21 protein-coding genes and 2 pseudogenes are annotated in these 18,302 nt (G+C 70.5%); 15 read left to right on the top strand and 8 right to left on the bottom strand.

Annotated elements, in window-relative coordinates; genetic code table 11:
• Positions 1-8: 8 nt before the first annotated feature.
• Both Pflav_RS23845 and Pflav_RS47585 read left to right on the top strand, forming a co-directional pair.
• Positions 9-1,115, top strand: coding sequence for a protein-L-isoaspartate O-methyltransferase family protein (locus Pflav_RS23845; RefSeq protein WP_173038340.1), 1,107 nt, complete (start codon positions 9-11; stop codon positions 1,113-1,115).
• 137 nt (positions 1,116-1,252) lie between these two features.
• A complete protein-coding gene (locus tag Pflav_RS47585; RefSeq protein ID WP_269474533.1) occupies positions 1,253-1,378 on the top strand; it encodes a hypothetical protein in 126 nt (41 codons plus the stop codon).
• Positions 1,379-1,397: 19 nt separating this feature from the next.
• Here Pflav_RS47585 and Pflav_RS23840 read toward each other — a convergent pair whose 3' ends face one another.
• The 3 genes from Pflav_RS23840 to Pflav_RS23830 are packed head-to-tail and all read right to left on the bottom strand — an operon-like array spanning position 1,398 to position 3,761.
• Positions 1,398-2,390, bottom strand: coding sequence for a pirin family protein (locus Pflav_RS23840; RefSeq protein WP_173038338.1), 993 nt, complete (start codon positions 2,388-2,390; stop codon positions 1,398-1,400).
• Positions 2,391-2,400: 10 nt separating this feature from the next.
• Positions 2,401-2,865 carry a MarR family winged helix-turn-helix transcriptional regulator gene (locus Pflav_RS23835; RefSeq protein ID WP_173038336.1) on the bottom strand — a complete coding sequence of 155 codons (465 nt, stop codon included), beginning with the start codon at positions 2,863-2,865 and terminating at the stop codon, positions 2,401-2,403.
• A 35-nt stretch (positions 2,866-2,900) separates the two neighbouring features.
• Positions 2,901-3,761: an NAD(+)/NADH kinase gene (locus Pflav_RS23830; RefSeq protein WP_173038334.1), complete on the bottom strand. Its 861-nt coding sequence runs from the start codon at positions 3,759-3,761 to the stop codon at positions 2,901-2,903.
• A 148-nt stretch (positions 3,762-3,909) separates the two neighbouring features.
• Here Pflav_RS23830 and Pflav_RS23825 point away from each other — a divergent pair, with 148 nt between their 5' ends.
• Complete coding sequence (locus tag Pflav_RS23825; RefSeq protein WP_173038333.1) at positions 3,910-4,494, top strand: DUF1684 domain-containing protein; 585 nt, start codon at positions 3,910-3,912, stop codon at positions 4,492-4,494.
• 38 nt (positions 4,495-4,532) lie between these two features.
• On the opposite strand, the gene Pflav_RS23820 is transcribed toward Pflav_RS23825, so the two are convergent.
• Together Pflav_RS23820 and Pflav_RS23815 are read right to left on the bottom strand one after the other, a co-directional pair.
• Complete coding sequence (locus Pflav_RS23820) at positions 4,533-4,850, bottom strand: type II toxin-antitoxin system PemK/MazF family toxin (RefSeq protein ID WP_332107791.1); 318 nt, start codon at positions 4,848-4,850, stop codon at positions 4,533-4,535.
• Positions 4,844-5,092, bottom strand: a complete 249-nt coding sequence (locus tag Pflav_RS23815; RefSeq protein WP_173033947.1) for a hypothetical protein — start codon at positions 5,090-5,092, stop codon at positions 4,844-4,846. Before Pflav_RS23815 ends, Pflav_RS23820 begins: the two co-directional genes overlap by 7 nt.
• A gap of 6 nt (positions 5,093-5,098) precedes the next feature.
• Here Pflav_RS23815 and Pflav_RS48915 point away from each other — a divergent pair, with 6 nt between their 5' ends.
• The 9 genes and pseudogenes from Pflav_RS48915 to Pflav_RS43870 all read left to right on the top strand — a co-directional run bounded on the left by Pflav_RS48915 (position 5,099) and on the right by Pflav_RS43870 (position 12,632).
• A complete protein-coding gene (locus Pflav_RS48915) occupies positions 5,099-5,365 on the top strand; it encodes a DUF1684 domain-containing protein (protein WP_173038329.1) in 267 nt (88 codons plus the stop codon).
• A gap of 84 nt (positions 5,366-5,449) precedes the next feature.
• Positions 5,450-5,746 (top strand): putative quinol monooxygenase, encoded by a 297-nt coding sequence (locus tag Pflav_RS23805; protein WP_173038327.1) that lies wholly within the window; start codon positions 5,450-5,452, stop codon positions 5,744-5,746.
• A 10-nt stretch (positions 5,747-5,756) separates the two neighbouring features.
• Positions 5,757-7,097, top strand: coding sequence for an AlkA N-terminal domain-containing protein (locus tag Pflav_RS23800; protein ID WP_173038325.1), 1,341 nt, complete (start codon positions 5,757-5,759; stop codon positions 7,095-7,097).
• Positions 7,098-7,465: 368 nt separating this feature from the next.
• Positions 7,466-8,991 (top strand): annotated as a pseudogene (locus Pflav_RS23795) (DUF4331 domain-containing protein).
• Between the two features lie 120 nt (positions 8,992-9,111).
• The gene (locus Pflav_RS23790) at positions 9,112-9,501 is read left to right on the top strand and encodes a class F sortase (RefSeq protein ID WP_173038323.1); all 390 of its coding nucleotides are present in this window, start codon (positions 9,112-9,114) and stop codon (positions 9,499-9,501) included.
• Positions 9,399-9,740: a sortase domain-containing protein gene (locus Pflav_RS23785; RefSeq protein WP_173042603.1), complete on the top strand. Its 342-nt coding sequence runs from the start codon at positions 9,399-9,401 to the stop codon at positions 9,738-9,740. Before Pflav_RS23790 ends, Pflav_RS23785 begins: the two co-directional genes overlap by 103 nt.
• Positions 9,737-11,101: a tetratricopeptide repeat protein gene (locus tag Pflav_RS23780; RefSeq protein WP_173038321.1), complete on the top strand. Its 1,365-nt coding sequence runs from the start codon at positions 9,737-9,739 to the stop codon at positions 11,099-11,101. Before Pflav_RS23785 ends, Pflav_RS23780 begins: the two co-directional genes overlap by 4 nt.
• On the top strand, positions 11,098-11,682 hold the full coding sequence (locus Pflav_RS43875) for a hypothetical protein (protein WP_197938716.1): 585 nt from the start codon (positions 11,098-11,100) through the stop codon (positions 11,680-11,682). The genes Pflav_RS23780 and Pflav_RS43875 overlap by 4 nt, the downstream gene beginning before the upstream one ends.
• Positions 11,683-11,756: 74 nt before the next feature.
• On the top strand, positions 11,757-12,632 hold the full coding sequence (locus Pflav_RS43870; RefSeq protein ID WP_197938715.1) for a HoxN/HupN/NixA family nickel/cobalt transporter: 876 nt from the start codon (positions 11,757-11,759) through the stop codon (positions 12,630-12,632).
• Between the two features lie 33 nt (positions 12,633-12,665).
• On the opposite strand, the gene Pflav_RS23770 is transcribed toward Pflav_RS43870, so the two are convergent.
• Complete coding sequence (locus Pflav_RS23770; RefSeq protein WP_173038319.1) at positions 12,666-13,172, bottom strand: general stress protein; 507 nt, start codon at positions 13,170-13,172, stop codon at positions 12,666-12,668.
• A 106-nt stretch (positions 13,173-13,278) separates the two neighbouring features.
• Between Pflav_RS23770 and Pflav_RS23765 the strand changes: the two genes are divergently transcribed.
• The 3 genes and pseudogenes from Pflav_RS23765 to Pflav_RS23755 all read left to right on the top strand — a co-directional run bounded on the left by Pflav_RS23765 (position 13,279) and on the right by Pflav_RS23755 (position 16,081).
• Positions 13,279-13,908: a glycerophosphodiester phosphodiesterase gene (locus tag Pflav_RS23765; RefSeq protein ID WP_232071820.1), complete on the top strand. Its 630-nt coding sequence runs from the start codon at positions 13,279-13,281 to the stop codon at positions 13,906-13,908.
• Positions 13,909-13,911: 3 nt separating this feature from the next.
• Positions 13,912-14,867 (top strand): annotated as a pseudogene (gene ligD / locus Pflav_RS23760) (non-homologous end-joining DNA ligase).
• A gap of 29 nt (positions 14,868-14,896) precedes the next feature.
• Complete coding sequence (locus Pflav_RS23755; RefSeq protein WP_173042601.1) at positions 14,897-16,081, top strand: zinc-dependent alcohol dehydrogenase; 1,185 nt, start codon at positions 14,897-14,899, stop codon at positions 16,079-16,081.
• 18 nt (positions 16,082-16,099) lie between these two features.
• On the opposite strand, the gene Pflav_RS23750 is transcribed toward Pflav_RS23755, so the two are convergent.
• Both Pflav_RS23750 and Pflav_RS23745 read right to left on the bottom strand, forming a co-directional pair.
• Positions 16,100-16,693 carry a hypothetical protein gene (locus Pflav_RS23750; protein ID WP_173038317.1) on the bottom strand — a complete coding sequence of 198 codons (594 nt, stop codon included), beginning with the start codon at positions 16,691-16,693 and terminating at the stop codon, positions 16,100-16,102.
• Between the two features lie 122 nt (positions 16,694-16,815).
• Positions 16,816-18,216 (bottom strand): glycoside hydrolase family 6 protein, encoded by a 1,401-nt coding sequence (locus Pflav_RS23745; protein ID WP_173038315.1) that lies wholly within the window; start codon positions 18,214-18,216, stop codon positions 16,816-16,818.
• Between the last annotated feature and the right edge of the window lie 86 nt (positions 18,217-18,302).

Genomic DNA, 18,302 nt, shown 5'->3' with positions numbered 1-18,302 from the left:
GTGGTGTGATGGCCTCCTCAAGCGAGCTGCGCCGGCGATTCGCCGATGCGCTGTGGCGCGAGGGGGCCATCACGCGTCCCGAGGTGGCGGAGGCGTTCGCGACGGTGCCGAGGGAGGCGTTCGTAACGGACGGCTTCCACGGCCGGGACGGTACGTGGGTCGCCCCGGACGCCGGCAACTTCCTGGACGCCGTGTACACCAACGACGTCCTCGTCACCAAGGTCGTGGACGGCCGCGCGACAAGCTCGTCCAGCCAGCCGTCGCTGATGGCCGCGATGATCGAGGCGCTCGACCTCACGCCGGGCACGCGGGTGCTGGAGGTGGGCGCGGGTACGGGGTACAACGCCGCGCTCATGGCCACCACCGGCGCGCGAGTGACCACAGTGGACGTACAGCCGGACGTGGTCGAGCGGGCCGCCGCCGCCCTGTCCCGCGTTTCCGCCACTGTGGATCTTCAGCTCGGCGACGGGTACGCGGGCTGGCCGGCCGGCGCCCCGTACGACCGGGTGATCGTGACCGTCGGCGTCGCCGGCACCTCGCCCCTGTGGCTCGACCAGCTCGCGCCCGGCGGCTTCGTGCTCGCGCCGATCCGCCACGCCGGCCACCACCCGGTGCTCCGCATCGCGCCCGGTCCGGACGGCACGGTGCACGCCGTGGGCGTCTGCCCGGCTGGCTTTATGTCCGCAGCCGGCCCGCTCTCCGCTGTGTACCCGGGCGCGCACCCGCTCGGCGGCGCCCCCTTGCCCCCGCCGGCGGTGAGCCACCCGACCCGCTTCGACCCGCCGCTGGACGTCTTCCGCTACCACGACATGTGGTTCGCGCTGGGTGCGTGGGACGCCCGCACCTCGTACGCCCAGACGCCCGACAGCGCCGGAAACGGCGGCTGCGCGCTGCTCGACGAGACCTCCGGCGGCGGCGCCACGATCTGGCCGGACGGCGCGGTCGACGGCAGCGGCCCGCACGCGCAGATGTACGCCGAGCGCGCGAGCGGCCTTGTCGACCGCTGGGTGGCGAGCGGTCGACCCGCGGTACCCGCCTGGCGCACGCCGATGACTCTGGACGGCGAGCCGGCCAACCCGATCTGGGTACCCGACGACTGGCGCCTGGCTCCCTGACCCGCGGGGTGGTGTTTCCTTCCGGCGCAGTGGGTATGAGGGGACCGCGTTCGTCGGCGGCACGAAACCGTGATTACCCAGGTACGGGTGCCGCCATAACGTCAATGTGACCCGAGCGAGACCCCCAGGAGGCCACAGTGACCACCGAGTCCATCACCACCGACCAGGCCAAGGCGCCTGTCGATACCGGCCGCGGCCTGCTGCTGACCATGCTGCTGATGGTCCTGCTCGGCGTCGCCGGTATGTACCTCGTGTCCCTGTGACGCTTCAGGCGAGGAACCCCTAAGAAACGGGCGGTTCCTCGCCACCCGAGTGCGGGACCCGCTTCGCGGGGATGACCCCCAGCCGGCCCGCCTGGTAGTCCTCGAACGCCCGCACAAGCTCCTCGCGGGTGTTCATCACGAACGGGCCGTAGTGGGCCACCGGCTCGCGGATCGGCTCACCGCCCATGATGTACAGGTCCAGTGCCGGGGTGTGCGCGTCCTGCCGCTCGTCGGCGGTCACCCGCAGCGCCTCGCCCGGCCCGTGCACCGCCAACTGTCCCGTGTGGACCGGGCGGCCCTCGGTACCGACCTTGCCACGGCCACCCAGCACGTACACAAGTGCGTTGTAGTCGCTGCGCCACGGCAGGTCGAGCGCGGCGCCCGGCTGGAGCGTGACGTGCGCGATCGTGATCGGGGTGTGCGTGGTGCCCGGTCCCTGGTGGCCGTCGACCTCGCCGGCGATGACCCTGATCAGCGCGCCGCCGTCGGGCGTGGTGAGCAGGCTCGCCTCGCGGCCGCGGATGTCCTGGTACCGGGGCGGGCTCATCTTCTTCGCGCGGGGCAGGTTGACCCAGAGCTGGAGGCCGTGGAAGAGGCCACCGCTCACCACCAGGTGCTCCGGCGGCGCCTCGATGTGCAGGATCCCGCTGCCCGCGGTCATCCACTGGGTGTCGCCGTTGGTGATCGTGCCACCGCCGCCGTTGGAGTCCTGGTGGTCGAAGATGCCGTCGATGATGTACGTGACGGTCTCGAAGCCGCGGTGCGGGTGCCACGGCGTGCCCTTCGGCTCGCCTGGCGCGTAGTCGACCTCGCCCATCTGGTCGAGGTGGATGAACGGGTCGAGCTCGGTCAGCGGCACGCCGGCGAAGGCGCGGCGCACCGGGAAGCCCTCGCCCTCGAAGCCACTGGGCGCGGTGATGAGGCGACGGACCGCGCGGTACTCGGTCGTGGCCGCATCCAGCTTGGGCAGTCGGGGCAGGACGAGTACGTCGTCGACGGTGATGGCGGGCATTTCGGTCTCCTTACTGAGCGACCCGCTCGGCGCGCAGGCGCTCGCCGAGCCGGGTGAAGACGCGGGTCAGGACGGCGATCTCGGCCTCGTCGAGGTCGTCCATGAAATTGGCGCGCACCGAGCGAAGGTGGTGCGGCGCGGCCTCGCGCAGCGCGCGCAGGCCCTCGGCCGTCAGCACGGCCTCGCTGCCCCGGCGGTCATCCGGGCAGCTCTCGCGGGCCACCAGCCCGCGCTTTTCCATCGAGCCGATCTGGTACGTCAAGCGGCTGGGCGAGAACACCAGCCGGCTGGCCAGCTCACCCATCCGCAGGCGCTGGCCCGGCGCCTCGGAAAGCAGCACCAGGACGTGGTAGTCGTTGAAGGTCAGCCCGCTGTCGGCGCGCAGATCCTCTTCAAGCTGGGTCATCAGCCGCTGGCTGGACTCGATATACGCCCGCCAGCCAACCATCTCCGTGGGGGTGAGCGGCTCGGCCATGCCCCCACGGTAGCTCTATTTCAGATTTGAACCAACTACCAGGAGCGGTCGACCTCGGTCGAGCCCGTCAGGCGGAGCTTGCGCTGGGCGCGCTGGTAGAACGTCGTGTGCCCGAGGCGCACCACCTTCGCCGCGCCGGGCACCGCGGACACCTCGACGGTGTCGCCGGGGCAGAGACGGCCGACGACCGCCCCGTCCGACTCGACCTCCAAGTCGCCGCTGGCCGGCAGCACCCGCAGCGCCACCTTTTCGCTCTCCGACAGCACGAGCGCCCTGTTGTACGCCGAGTGCGGCGCGACCGGCGTCACCACAAGCCCCTGGGCGAGCGGCGAGACGATCGGGCCGCCGGCCGAGAAGCTGTACGCCGTCGAGCCGGTCGGCGTCGCCACGATCAGCGCGTCGGCCACGTAGTGGATGAACGGGTGCCCCTCGACGAACAGCTCGATCGCGGCCATCGGCCCACCCGGGCGGCGCACCAGCGCGACCTCGTTGAAGGCCAGCACCTCCTGCTCGTGGAACCGGGACCGCACCGCGGACCGGGCCTCGACCGTAAACCGCTTGTCGTCGATCGCGGACAGCGCCTCGGGGAGCTGCGGCACGTCGATCTCGGCGAGGAATCCGAGGCGCCCCAGGTTGACGCCGAGCACCGGCGCGCGGCCGCCGGAAGCGAGGCGCATCGAGCGCAGCATCGTGCCGTCACCGCCGAGGCTCACGATGAGGTCGGAATGCTCGGCGAGCTTTTCCGCCGCGACCGCCGTGGCACCCTCGGTCCGCGCCACCTCCTCCGGCAGCCCGAGGAGCGTAGCCTGATGCCCGCGCACCCAGGCACCGATGGTCGACATGGCCGCACGGCTGTCACGCTGTGGATGCAGCACCAGCCCGACCGTGTGGATCATCGGGGTGTCCGGAACGTCACGGAGAAACGGTATCAGCGGCGGCCGCCAGGCTGGGCTTGCCGGCGTTCGCGCGGCCCCGGGGCCGTAGGGGCAAAGTAGTGCCTCATCCGCCGTGAATACGTTGGATGGGCGGTTAGGGTTCGAGAGCGTGGAAATTCTGGATCTGGCGGATTGGCGCGAGCAGGTCGCGCGCATGTACCTCTCCGGGCTCGACCTGGGCGAATTCCGCGTCGCCCGCGACCGGTTGTTCGCCGAACACACACAGTCACCGATCCCGCCGGGCGAGCGGGCCACGTTCGCCGGCCTCCGGTACTTCCCGGAGAACCCGACGGCGGTGGTCGAGGCGCCCCTCGAAGCGGCGGAGGGCACGCTGGAGATCGACACCGGCGGCCCGGACGGCGTCATGCGGTACCGGCGGGTGGCCCGCGCGATCACGCCGTGGGGCCCGCTGACGCTCTTCTGGATCGAGGCGTATGGGGGTGGCATCTTCCTGCCGTTCCGCGACGGCACGTACGGGTCGATGACGTACGGGGCTGGGCGTTACCTGGCGGACACGGTGAAGGGGACGTTCGGGCGGGGAGTGGTGCTGCTGCCCGGCGACCGGGTGCGGCTCGACTTCAACTACGCGTACAACCCCAGCTGCGCTTATGACGACCGGTGGGCTTGTCCGCTCGCTCCGGACGAGAACCGGCTCACCGCCCCCATCGAGGCCGGCGAGCTGACTTATCACTGATGGCTGGCTCCGCGTTGGTGAGGCCCGGGTGACCTTTGCTACGGCAGTTCGAGGAATTCGCGCAATGCTGCTTCGACGGCGTTCATGGTCGTGTACGAGACGAAGCCGTGGTTGTCGCGCAGCGCCGTCCGGTCCAGGATCTGCACGACACTGTGAATTCTGACGTACGCGCCGGTGAGCGGGTCGTCGGCATCGAGACGGACGACCAGGTGGTTGGGGTGCGGTACGTCGCGAACGACGGTCAGGGACCAGATAGCGAGTTCTTCGACGCTGTTGTACTCGTCGTTGCTGACCACCAGGACGCGATGCTGACTACCGCCGCGTAGGAGAGTCCAGACCTGCCCGCGCCTTACCACTGGGCGTCGCGTAGGGCGATGTCGTTGCTGTGTTCGATCATCGCCTGGTCGTCCTCGGCCTGCTGTGCCGACCGGCGGCGCATGTACTCTCCGTAGGCTTGAGCTGCCGCCCGCTGCCGCTCGCGGCGTGCCTGCGGCAGGACGCGCCGCACGGCATCGACGATGGCGGCGGACGCGTTGCCCTGGCTTTGTAGGTAGGCGGCGACGTCGTCGGGCACGCTGATGCTGAGCTTGACGGTCATACTTTTATGCTACCGCTCGACCCGCCGAGGCGGGGTGCCGTGCGAGGGCCCCCGCCATCGCCCGACGCGACAAGCGTGCCAAGGGTGACCGAACCAGCTGGTCGGAGGCCCGTCGCCAGCGTCTGGCCTCGCCGACGCTGTGGGCAGTCATTCAACATTTGTGATGCGTACAACCCCAGCTGCGCGTACGACGACCGGTGGGCTTGTCCGCTCGCTCCGGAGGAGAGCCGGCTCACCGCTCCCATCGAGGCCGGCGAGCTGGCCTACCACTGATGTCCAGATATGGCCAGACCCGGCGGGTCGGGGCCGGAAAGCTCTCTCCTGCGAGAACGACCATCAATCAGGAGGAGAAATTCCGTGCTGGCAAAGGTGTTTCCCATCAAGCTCAAGGACGGCATGCAGGCGAAGGCGGAGGCGGTGGTGCGGGAGTTCGCGCCGAAGGGGCCGGCGGTCGAGGAGGGGACCCTCTCCTTCCGGGTGTACCGCGACTCGACGCAGCCGGACTATCTGCTTTTCGTCGAGCACTTCGCGGACCAGGCGGCGTACGACGCGCACACCTCGTCGGCTGCCTACCGCGAGCTGATCGCGGGGGAGTTCGCGGGGCTTATCGTCGAGTTCGTGGAGATCGACCACGAGCTGCTGGTCGCGCACTGAGCATGGCGCCATGACGACGTACTCCGCCGTGGTCACGACCGGCATCTACTGCCGGCCGGGCTGCGGTGCGCGGCCGCGCGCGGAGAACGTCCGCACGTTCGAGCTGGCCGCCGCCGCGGAGGCGGCCGGCTTTCGCGCGTGCTTGCGCTGCCGCCCCTACCGCATCGCCGGTGAGCTGCCCTGGGACGCGCCCGAGCTGGTCTGCCGCGCGGTGCAGCTCATCATCGGCGGGGCGCTCGACGAGGGCACCGAGGCGGATCTCGGGCGGCGGCTCGGCATGTCCAGCCGGCACCTGCGGCGCCTGTTCCACGAGCACCTCGGCGTGACGCCCGACCAGTTCGCCCGTTCGCGGCGGGCGCACTTCGCGCGGCGGATGCTGGACGACACCGACCTGACGGTGGCGGACGTGGCGTTCGCGTCGGGGTTCGGGAGCCTGCGGCAGTTCAACCGCACCATGCGCGAGGTCTTCCGGGCCACGCCCCAGGCCCTGCGTGAGCGGCGGCGGCGCGCGGACCGGCTGACCGCCGACGGTGGGCTGGGGCTGCGGCTGCCGGTAGAGCCGCCGTACGACTGGGACGCGACGCTCGCGTTCCTCGCCGGCGGGGCGATCCCGGGCGTCGAGGCCGTCGACGGCGGCACCTACCGCCGCACCATCACGCTCGACGGCGGGCCGGGCCTGCTCGAGATCTGGCGGGGCGGCCACGACCACCTGCTGCTCCGCGCCCACCTGCCCTACTGGGAGGGGCTTATCCACGTCGTCGAACGCGTGCGGCGCATGCTCGGCCTCGATGTCGACTTCGCCGCCACCGGCCACCTGGCCGGCGACCCGATCGTCGGGCCGCTGCTCAAGGAGCGGCCGGGGCTGCGGGTGCCCGGCGCGTGGGGACCCTTCGAGGCGGGCGTCGCGGCGATCGCCCGCCAGCACCACGACACCGCCGGGGCGCGCGAGCTGCTCGGCCGGCTGGCGCGGGACCACGGGCCGGTGGTGCCCGGCCTCGACGGTGGCCTGGACCGCGTGTTTCCCGCCGCCGAGGTCGTCGCGTCGGCCGCCGGTGTGCCCGACCCGGTCCGCCGCTTCGCCGCGGCGGTCGGCGCCGGCGAGATCCGCCTGGACGGCACCGACGACCTGGCCGGCCTCGTCGCGTCGCTGACCGCCATCCCGGGTATCGGCGACGCGGCCGCCCACCACCTCGCGATGCGGCTTGGGGAGCGGGACGCGTTTCCGGCTGGCGACCCGGCGCTGGTGGCGGCCCTGGGCCCGGACGCGGTGGCGGTCGCGCAGGCGTGGCGGCCCTGGCGCGCGCTCGCCGCCACCCACCTGCTCGCCGACGAGTTGCCCCGGCCGCTCTGACCCGCTGAACGCGAACAGCGGGCGCGCTAGTCGCGGGTTGCCTGGGTGAGGCTGGAGAAGTTGACGCTGATTCGGGCGCCAGCGGGCGTCGCCTGCTTCGGCACCGCGTGGCGCCAGTCGCGCTGGCAGCGGCCGCCCATAACGATGAGGTCGCCGCTCGCGGGTGTGAGCCTGACGCTGCGGCCGCCCTGCCGCGGCTCTGGCCTCCACGCTATCGGGGAACGTCAGAGATTTCTCGCAGCTCACGTCATGATGCCGGTTTGAATCGGCCCTGACTGTGTTTTGCCTCATCGGTTGAAGCTGTTGCGGGGGAAGTCGGATATGGCACGGAGCAGAGTGTTACGCAGGCCAGGGCATGGGCCCTTGGTGTGTGGTACGGCGGCCTTAGCGCTCGCCGTGGTCGCCGGCGGCGGTGGGGCAAGTCTCGTCACGGAGGTCGCCGATGCGTCGAGTCACCGGGAGGCGCCACTGATCGCGGGGATCCGACGGTCGACAACACCGATGTGTACGCGTTCGTCAGCCCGGACAAGCAGGACACGGTCACGTTGATCGCGAACTGGTTGCCTTTTCAGGAGCCGAATGGCGGGCCAAACTTCTACTTCTTCCAGACGAACGCGAACTATGACATCAACATCGACAACAATGGTGACGCCGTTGCGGACATCACGTACCGGTGGGTGTTCACCAACGACGACCAGCGGGACGGGAAAACATTCCTCTACAACAACGGGGTGGTCAATAACCTGACCGACCCGACGCTGCTGTTCAAGCAGCGGTACACCCTGACCGCGATCAGCGGTAAGAGCGAGCGGGTGCTGGTCGAGGACGGGATCGTGGCCCGTCAAACGTGGGCCCGGCCTCAATACCGAACTATGGGCGCCTGCGTACCCAGGCGATCACACCCGTCGAGGGCGGCGGGGTGACGTACGTGGGCCAGGCCGAGGATCCGTTCTTCCTGGACCTGCGGGTCTTTGATCTGATCTACGGCGCCAACCTCTCGGAGCGTGGTCAGGACACCCTTGCCGGCTACAACGTGCAGTCCATCGCCTTGCAGGTGCCCAAATCGGCGCTGGCGCTGAACGGGGACGAGACGAAGAACCCGGTGATCGGGATCTGGAGCGCGACGTCCAAGGCGAGCATGAACGTCAAGGATGCGGAGGCCAGTGGTGCGCAGGTCCAGGTGTCCCGTCTGGGCAACCCGTTGGTAAACGAGCTGGTGCCGGCGGCAAACCAAAAGGATGCCTTCAACGCCAGTACGCCGGCCGACGACGCCAAGAACCAGGCGCTGGTGGACCGGGTGCTGAATCCGGAGCTGCCGCAGGTGATCCAGACGCTCTACAACATCCCGGCTCCGGCGACCCCGCGCAACGACCTGGTGGAGATCTTCCTGACCGGCATCGCGAAGGACGCGCCGACGCTGGACGGCTCGACGCCGCCGATCCAGGCCGATCTGAACTCGCAGATCCTCAACGGCGATGTCGACCCGAAGAACTTCGTGCCGGCGGAGGAGCTGCGGCTCAACATGAGCGTGCCGGTGACCACCAACCCGAACCGTCTCGGCGTACTGGCCGGTGACAACCAGGGCTTCCCGAACGGGCGCCGGCTCGCCGACGACGTGCTCGACATCGAGTTGCAGGCGTTCGAGGGCGCGGCCCAGACCGGTGCCCTGGTGCCGGCGCTGGCCGCGGGCGACAAGGTCAACACGAACAACGTGCCGTTCGGGAAGACGTTCCCGTACCTCGCGCTGCCGAGCAATGTCGCGGTGAACCAGATCGACGTCGGCATGCCGTCCGGCGGCGTCCCCGGCGGTGCCGGCGGCACGGCCCCACGGCGACCGGTTGGGTACGGCTCGCCAGCGGGCTTGGCGCCATCGCGTTCCTCGGTGCCGGGCTAGTCCTCGCCCGGCGTCGCCGGCGGACCGGTCTGAGCACCACGGCGGTCAGCGGTAAGTGAACCTCGCGGGTGCGGCGCGACGAGCTGGTCGCGCCGCACCCCGGGCCGGAAGGAGACGGCGATGAATCGCATCGGCTGGCGGCTGGCGTCCGCCGTGGCGTTCGTGACCGCCGGAATGGCACTCGCCATCGTCTACACGGGCGCACCAGCATCCCCACCGGCGCCGCGCGTCGCGCCACCGGTGTACGCCGCCGCCTCAGGTAAGCCGAAGGTCGTGGGGCTGCCGGCGGAAAACGCACCGCCCGCCGAGCTCACCATCGCGTCGATCGGCGTCCGGACGCCCCTGGTGGATCTCAACCGCAACCCGGACGGGACTCTCACCGTCCCGTCGGACTATCAGGTCGCCGGCTGGTACGCCAATGGCCCGACCCCGGCGAAGGTGGCGGCCCACCGTCGGTCATCGCCGGACACGTCGACTCGGAAGACGGCCCTGCCGTCTTCTACCGGCTGAGAGAGCTGAAGCCGGGCAGTGCCATCGAGGTCCGGGGTATCGACAACGTGGTCCGCCGCTTCACCGTCTACCGCGTCGCCGAGTACGCGAAGACCGCCTTCCCGGCCAACGAGGTCTACGCCCCGAAAGAGCGGGCCGAGCTGCGGTTGATCACCTGCACCGGTGACTTCGACCGTCGAGCGGGCAGCTACCGCGGCAACCTCGTCGCCTACGCCATGCTCTCGAAAGATGGATCATGAAGAGTCGGGTCGCCCGGCGAGTCGCCGCCTTCGCCCGGGGATGGACGCGTGTGCCGGTCGTGTTGGTGTTAGCCGGCCTCGTGCTGGTGGCCGGCACACCACTCGTCTGGGACCGGCGCGACGATTCCGGATCTGAACGGGCCAAGCCCGGGCCGGCCGTACCCATCGGCCCGCAAGCGGGTGGGCGGGCGTTCGAATCGGCGATCGAAGCCGCGCAGCAGCGGCTCAAAGAGGTGCCCAGGGACTGGTCGACCTGGGCGCAGCTCGGGGCTGCCTACGTCCAGCAGGGACGGATCACCGCCGACCCGTCCTACTACCCGAAGGCCGATGGCTCGCTGAAGCGGTCACTCGAGCTGGAGAGCACCACGAACTGGCAGGCCATGGTCGGCATGGCCGCCTTGGCCAACGCCCGCCACGATTTCAAGGCCGCGCTCGACTGGGGTCGGCGGGCCGAACGCGTCAACCCGTCTGCCGGGAGCGTCCACGGTGTGCTGGTCGACGCCCTGACCCAACTCGGCGAGTACGAGCAGGCGCGTAACTCGTTGCAGCGGATGCTGGACCTCGAACCCGGGGTGTCGTCGTTCACCCGCGCCTCGTACGACTTCGAACAGCGCGGTCAGGTGGCCAAGGCCCGCGACGCTTTGCAACGCGCACTCACCGACGCAGTCTCCCCGGCCGACATCGCCTTCTGTCGCTACTACCTCGGCGAACTCGCCTTCAACAACGGCGACCCGGCCGAAGCGCTCAGCCAGTACGAGCAAGGGATCGCGACCGACCCGGAGTACCGCCTGCTGCACGCCGGCCGTGCCAAGGCACAGGCCGCCCTCGGCCAGACGGCCGAGGCTCTCGACGGATACGACCGCGTCACGCGGGTGTTGCCGCTACCCGAGATCCTTGCCGAGTACGGCGACGCGCTGACCGCGGCCGGGCAGCCGGACAAGGCGAAAGAGCAGTACGAGCTCGTCGACGCGGCGCGGGAACTCCTCACCGGCAACGGTGCCGTCGACCACCTCACCACGGCGACCTTCCTCGCCGACCACGGTCAGCCCGCCGAGGCGCTCACCCATGCACAGGCCGAGTGGGAGGCCCGCCGCAGCGTGCTCGCCGCCGACGCGCTGGCCTGGGCGCTGCATCGCAACGGCCGCGACACCGAGGCGCTGGAGTACGCGACGACGGCCACCAGCCTCGGCTGGCGCAACGCGACGTTCTACTACCACCGCGGGGTGATCCACGAGACGCTCGGCCACCGCGCCCAGGCCCGCCGGGATCTGAGCACCGCACTGGCGATCAACCCGCACTTCGACGTCCTCCAGGCGCCGATCGCGCGTATCGTCCTGGACGCGCTCGGCGGCCCGGCATGAGCTGGCCGCGACGCTGCGCACTCGTCGCGCTCGCCGCCGTGGCGGTCGTCGTCGCCCCGATCTCGCCGGCCAGCGCGCACCCGTTGGGCAACTTCACCGTCAACCACTACCACGGCCTGCGCCTGCACCCGGACCGCATCGACGACACCGCCGTCCTGGACGACGCCGAGATACCCACCCTCCAGCGTCGTGCCACGCTCGACGGAGATGGCGACGGCACGGTCAGCCCCGCCGAGCGGGCCCACCACGCCATCACCACCTGCCAGCAGTTCGCGGACAACCTGCGGATCGACATCGGTGGAAAAGCGTTCCCATGGCAGGTCACCAGCGCTGACTTCACCTACCGACCCGGCGCGGCGAACCTCCAAACCGGTAGAACCGAATGCCAGCTCACCGCCGTCGCCGACCTGCGCCGGCCGGCGACCGTAACCCTGCGGGACAGCTACCAACCGAACCGGATCGGCTGGCACGAGATCACCGCCACCGGCCACGGAGTAGGGATCAAGGATCCCCGGTCCCCGCGACGAGTATCAGCGACGAACTCCGCACCTACCCCAACGATCTGCTCGCCTCGCCCCTGAATCAACGAACAGTCGAACTCCGCACCGCCCCAGGCAACACCGGCACGGACGGCGTGGCCCAAGCATCAGTTTCGATGGCAGGGCCGTTGAGCCGCGCGGTGGGCACATTGGGGGACCGGCTCAACAACATCGTCGGATCGGACCATCTCACCCCACTGGCCGGGCTGCTCGGCATCCTGCTCGCCCTCCTGCTCGGCGCCGCCCACGCCGCCCTACCCGGGCACGGTAAGTCGGTCATGGCCGCCTACATCGCCGGCCGCCAGGGCAACTACCGCGACGCGATCACCGTCGGCGTCACCGTCACCGCCACGCACACCAGCGGCGTACTCGTAGTCGGACTGCTCCTCACCACCGTCACCAGCCTCGCCGGGGAAACACTCCTGGGCTGGCTCGGGCTCACCAGCGGGCTGCTCATCGCCGCCATCGGAATCGGACTGCTCACCTCCGCACTCACGGCACAGCGAAGGCGCCGGCGGGCGCCCGATCCCCTGCCGTGCGGGGATCACGCCCACGCGAATCCGCAGTTGGTCGCCGTCGCAGCCGCACCGGTAAACCAGCACCAGCATCAACACGACCACGCACATCGGGTCGGTCACCCGCACCCGCATCCGCACCGCAAGGCGGGCCGCCGAGGGCTGATCGGTATCGGCGTCGCGGGCGGCCTCGTACCCAGCCCCTCCGCCCTGATCGTCCTGCTCGGCGCGATCGCGCTGGGTCGTACCTGGTTCGGGGTCCTGCTCGTCATTGCCTACGGCCTGGGCATGGCCACCGCCCTCACCGCCGCCGGACTTCTCCTGGTTCACCTGCACGGACGCCTCGCCCACCGGGTCGACGCCGTTTCCGGGAGGGTCGCGGCCGCTACCCCGTTGGCCACCGCGACCCTGGTCCTTGTCGTCGGCCTTGTCCTGGCCGCCCAGACGCTCGGACCGCTACTCCGCCTCGGCACCTAGTGCCGCTAATCGCAGCCGGTCCCGACCCCCGGGTCAGCTGGCGCCGCTGGCCTGCCAGTTGAGGCGGGTGAGCAGCTGGCGGGCGGCCTCGGCGTGCTCGGCGTCGACCGTCACCGCGTACTGCGCGGCCTGGAGTGAGCTGCGCGAGGTGAAGTCGCGGCGACCGCCGGTCATCGCGTGCGCGATCGCGCCGAAGACCGCGCCCCACACCGCGCCGATCAGCACGCCGGCGAGGATCACGCCGAGCCAGTTGGACTCGCTGAAGAGGCCGAACAGCAGGCCGATGAAGAGCCCGAACCAGGCGCCGGTGGCCACGCCGGCCAGGGCGGCGCGGCCCACGGTCATACGGCCCAGCACGTTTTCCACCAGGCGCAGGTCGGTGCCGACGATGGCCGTGCGCTCGACCGGAAACTCGTGGTCCGACAGGTAGTCGACCGCCCGCTGGGCCGAGGGGTAGTCGGAGTAGCTCACCATGCTTACCGTGGGTCGCGCGGGCGTGTCCGCACCGCCGACCGGTGGCCCTGTCCAAGATGTGGCCATGAGAGCCTCCTCGTGCCGCATTCGCCATCAGCGTGCCACCCGGCGTCAGCTTCCCGCTACAGGATCAGACAAACGAGCCGGGTTACGCTGAGTCGTGCCTCCAATCATGGCCATCGCGCACCGCGCCGGAAACGACCCGATCGGTCTGCGGACCGCCCTCGACGCCGGAGTTGATCTTGTAGAGGCCGACATCCACCTGTTCAAGGGCGCGATCGAGGTGCGCCACATGAAGACGTTGGGCCCGGACTGGCTCTGGGACACGTGGATCCTCAAGCGGCGGCGCGACATCGTCCTCCCAGAGCTGCACGAGGTCCTCACCGCCGCGAATGGTGACTCTCGGTTGATGCTCGACCTGAAGGGTCCGGCCGCGGCGCTCGCGCCGAGGGTCGCGTCGCTGTTGCGCGAGGCGGCCCCGGACGCGCCGATCACGGTGTGCACGAAGCAGTGGAAGATGCTCGACTCGTTCGAGGACCCGGTGCGGCGGGTGTACTCGTCCAGCAACCGGTTCACGCTGGGGCGGTTGCGCGCGCGGGTGCGGCGGCAGCCGGCGTACGGGGTATCGATCCGCCGCGAGCTGCTCACCCCGGCGATCGTCGCCGAGCTGCGCGAGTCGGTCGAGGTCGTGATGGTCTGGCCGGTGGACACGCCGGAAGCGCTCGCGCACGCCCGCCGCCTCGGCGTGACGGCGGTGATCAGCAAGAACCTGGACCTGCTCCGCGAAGTGATGGCAGGGTGAGGTATGGCAGCTGACGAGGAGCGGGACGGCGTCGCACTGACCAACCTGGACCAGCAGCTGTTCGAGGGGCCGGCGCCACCAAGCGGCAGCTCGTCGACTATCTCGACGCGATGCGCGACCGCATCATCCCGATGCTGCACGACCGGCCGCTCTCGGTGATCAGGATCCTGCGCGGGCAGGACGCGTTCATGCAGAAGAACGTCCCCAAGTACACGCCTGACTGGGTCCGGACCGTGACTCGCTGGGCGGACGCGTCCAAGCGCGAGGTGCACTACGCGCTCTGCAACGATCGCCGCACGCTCCTGTGGTTCGGCAACCAGCGGGCGATCGAGTACCACCCGGCGCTCATGCGCGCCGAGCGGTGGGACGCGGTCACCGACCTCATCCTCGACCTCGACCCGCCGGAGGGTGACGCGTTCGACCAGGTTGTGGCCGCCGCCCACCTGGTGCGGCAGGCGCTCGCGGACACCGGGCTCGAGGGCGCCGTGAAGACGAGCGGTTCGAAGGGCGTGCACATCTTCGTACCGGTCGACGAGTCCGTGAACATCATGGATGTCGCCGCCGCCACCCGCGCGCTCGCGGCCCGCGCCGAGCGGATCGACCCGGAGGTCGCGACGACCGCGTTCATCAAGGAGGACCGGGCCGGCAAGGTCTTCCTCGACTCCACAAGGGCCGGTGGCGCGACGGTCGTGGCGGCGTACAGCCCGCGGCTGCGTCCCGGCCTGCCGGTGTCGTTCCCGGTCGCCTGGGAGGATCTCGACCGGGTCAAGCCCGCCGACTTCAATATCCACACCGCCGTCGGGCTGCTCGGCGACGCCGACCCGTGGGCCGAGCGGATGCCCGCGCCGCAACGGCTTCCCGACGATCTCGTCGAGGAGGGCCACGCGATCCCCATCGCCCGCGTGCAGGCGATGCACGAGGGCAAGCGCCGGGCCCGCGCCCGTCGCGAGGGGGTTTGAGGGGTACCGCCGGGGGAAGCCCCGTGGGCATGCGAGCTGTGACCTGGCAGGGCCGGCGGGACGTGAGTGTGGACAACGTCCCCGACCCGAAGATCCAGGAACCCACCGACGCGATCGTCCGGATCACGTCGGCCGGGATCTGCGGCTCGGACCTGCACCTGTACGAGGTGCTGGGGCCTTTCATGAGCGAGGGGGACATCCTCGGGCACGAGTCGATGGGGATCGTGGAGGAGGCTGGGCCGGAGGTACGCACGGTCGCGCCCGGGGACCGCGTGGTGGTCCCGCTCCAGATCTGCTGCGGGTACTGCCACATGTGCCGCGAGGGCTTGCAGAGCCAGTGCGAGACCACGCAGGTGCGGGAGCACGGGATGGGCGCCGCGCGCTTCGGCTACACGAGGCTGTACGGCGGGGTGCCCGGCGGCCAGGCGGAGTACCTGCGCGTGCCGCAGTCCCAGTACATGCCGATCAAGGTGCCGCAGGGCATGCCGGACGACCGTTTCGTGTACCTGTCGGATGTGCTGCCGACGGCGTGGCAGGGAGTCGAGTACGCGGGCATCCCGGACGGCGGCAGCCTCGTCGTGCTCGGCCTCGGCCCGATCGGCGACATGGCCGCCCGCATCGCCACCTTCCGCGGCGCCGGCCGGGTGATCGGCGTCGACCTCGTGCCCGCACGCTTGGAACGCGCCCGCGACCGTGGCATCGAGGTGATCGACCTGCGCGAGACCGACGACCTGGTCGGCGAGATCCGGGACCGTACCGGCGGCCGCGGTCCCGACGCCGTCATCGACGCGGTCGGCATGGAGACCCACGGCTCCACGGGTGCCAGGCTCGTACAGCAGGTGGCCGGCCTGCTCCCCGACATGCTGGCGGCCAAGGCGATGGAACGCGCCGGCGTGGACGGCCTGACCGCCCTGTACTCCGCGATCGACATCGTGCGCCGCGGCGGCACTGTCTCGCTGATCGGCTCGTACGGTGGCATGGCCGACCCGCTGCCGATCCTCACGCTCTTCGACAAGCAGGTACAGGTACGGATGGGCCAGGCGAACGTCAAGCGGTGGGTGGACGACCTCGTGCCGCTGCTCGCCCGGGACGACGACCCGCTCGGCGTGGATACCTTCGCTACCCACCACATGCCGCTGGCCGAGGCCGCCCGCGCGTACGACATGTTCCAGAAGAAGCGGGACGGCGCCGTGAAGATCCTTCTCCAGCCGTAGCCCGCGCAGCGGGAGCGGTCAGACCTTGCTGAACGCCTTGTCGAACCGCTCGCGCAGGTCGCGCATCTGGTCTTCGTCGAGGAGCTCCTGGAGCGCCGCCTCCTGGTACGGCGGCGGGATGATCTCGCGGACCCGGTCCTGGAAGCCCTCGCCACCCTCGGCGACCTTGACCACCGGTGGCTCGGTGAGCTGTACCGACATCGGGCCGGAGAGCTTCTGGGCGAAGTCCCACGCCCGGCCCGGCTCGACGACCGCGCACAGGTGGTACCCGTACACGATGCGGACCTCGGCCACCGTCTTCGCGCCGGCCGGCTCGAAGCCGAGCGTCTTCGCCGCACACAGCACCTGGCCCTTGACCTCGCCGATGCTGCCGTGGCCGTGCTGGTGGTGATCTGTCGGCGTGGCCTGCTCCATGATCGCGACGATCCGGTCGGAGAGCTGGTTTTCCAGGGTCGGCGGGCGGGACGGGCCACCGGAGCCGGCGACCCGCAGCAGCACCGCCAGCACGGCGGCGGCGACCACCACCACCGCGACGGCGATCCACCGGGCCCGGTTGCGGCGGCGCGGGGGCGGCGCGAGGGGATCCGTGGCGGTGGTCAGGTCGGCGGTCATGTCGGCACCGTCCTATCTGGAGGAAACCGGCTTATCTAGAGGAAAGGGGGCAATCTAGGGGGACCTGGAGGGTGGCCCCGCGCCACACCCGCGCGGGGCCACCCATCAGGAGGGGTGGTACGTCAGGTGCAGGCCGTGCCGTTCAAGGTGATTCCGGTCGGTGTGCCCAGGGTGCCGGTGCCCTGGAAGCCGGTGCTGACCGTGCCACCGCTCGGGATGCTGCCGTTCCAGCCGGCGTTGGTGACGGTGATCTGGGTGCCGGACTGGCTCCAGGTGCCGTTCCAGCCGTTGGTGAGGCGCACGCCCGAGCCCACCGTGAACCGCAGCGTCCAGCTCGTCACCGCCGCGCCGCGGTTGGTGATCCGCACGTCGGTGGTGAAGCCACCGGTCCACTGGTTGGGCACGAAGACCACGCCACACGTGCCGGGCGGCGCCGTGGTGGGCGGTGGCCCCGTGGTCGGCCCGGTCGTCGGGGGCGTGGTGGGCGGGGTCGTCGGGGGAGTCGTGGGCGGGGTCGTGGGTGGCCGGGTGGTCGGCGGCGTGGTGACCGGTCCGGCGGCGATCGCCAGGTCGTACGCCCGCTGCGGGACGAACTGACCCGCGCCGGCGATGCAGCCGTCCGCCTCGCCCGGCAGCTTGACCCAGAGGAACGCGTCGACCGCGGCGTCACCGGTGCTGTTGGTGCTGGGGATGCCGATCGCGCGCCCCGGCGGGTCGCACCACTCCGAGCCGGCCGGCCCGTTGCCGTTGCGGCTCGTGTCGAGGACCATCTTGAGGCTGCTCCGGCCGGTGGCCGCGATGACGGCCTTGCCGTACGAGATGAGCTCCGAGTTGGCCCGGTAGTTGGAGACATTGAGCGAGATGCCGTCCGCGCTGTTGGCGATGTCGGCGGCGACCAGGCGGCGTGCCATCTCGCTGGCCGAGAGCCAGGCCGAGTGCGCCGCGTCGAAGTAGACCCGGGCCTGCGACGAGCCGGCCTTGAGGCGCTTGCCCGCGTACGCCATCGAGGCGGACGTCTCCGCCTGCTGGGCGGCGCTCTGGCAGTCGCTCATGAGGGCGAGCACATCGGGCTCGAGGACGATGTACGCCGGGCGGTTGGCGAGCCCGGCCGCGACCTCGTCCACCCACGCGCGGTACGCCTGGTGGCTTGGCGCGCCGCCGGAGCTCGCGCCGCCGCAGTCGCGGTTGGGCACGTTGTAGACAACGAGAATCGGGATCTTGCCGGCCGCGGCGGCGGCACCGACGAAGGTGTTCACCTGCCCGCGTACAGCCGAGGTGTTGGTGGTGGTGAACCAGCGAGCCTGGGGCACGCTCGCGATCCGGTCGCGGATCACGGCGGCCTTCGAGTCGTTGGGGTTGGCGGCGACCCAGCGGGCCGCGTTGGTCTCCGGATCCACATAGAACACGGAATCGGCGGCCGACGCGGCTTGGGGCTGCAGCAGCCCGACACCGACCACCGTCGCCGTGGCTAGCGCTGCGGCGGCGGCCGCGCCGATGGCGGAGAGCGCGGATCTCCTGCGCATGCGGGACTCCTTCCCGGCATAGAGCTTCCTCGTTGGAAGCGCTCCCATGGACATCGATTACCGTACGGGTATGTTGCGCGGATGTG

Origin of the sequence: Phytohabitans flavus, assembly GCF_011764545.1 — a bacterium.
GTDB classification, from domain to species: Bacteria; Actinomycetota; Actinomycetes; order Mycobacteriales; family Micromonosporaceae; genus Phytohabitans; species Phytohabitans flavus.
This window is presented reverse-complemented; position numbering and strand designations above follow the sequence as displayed.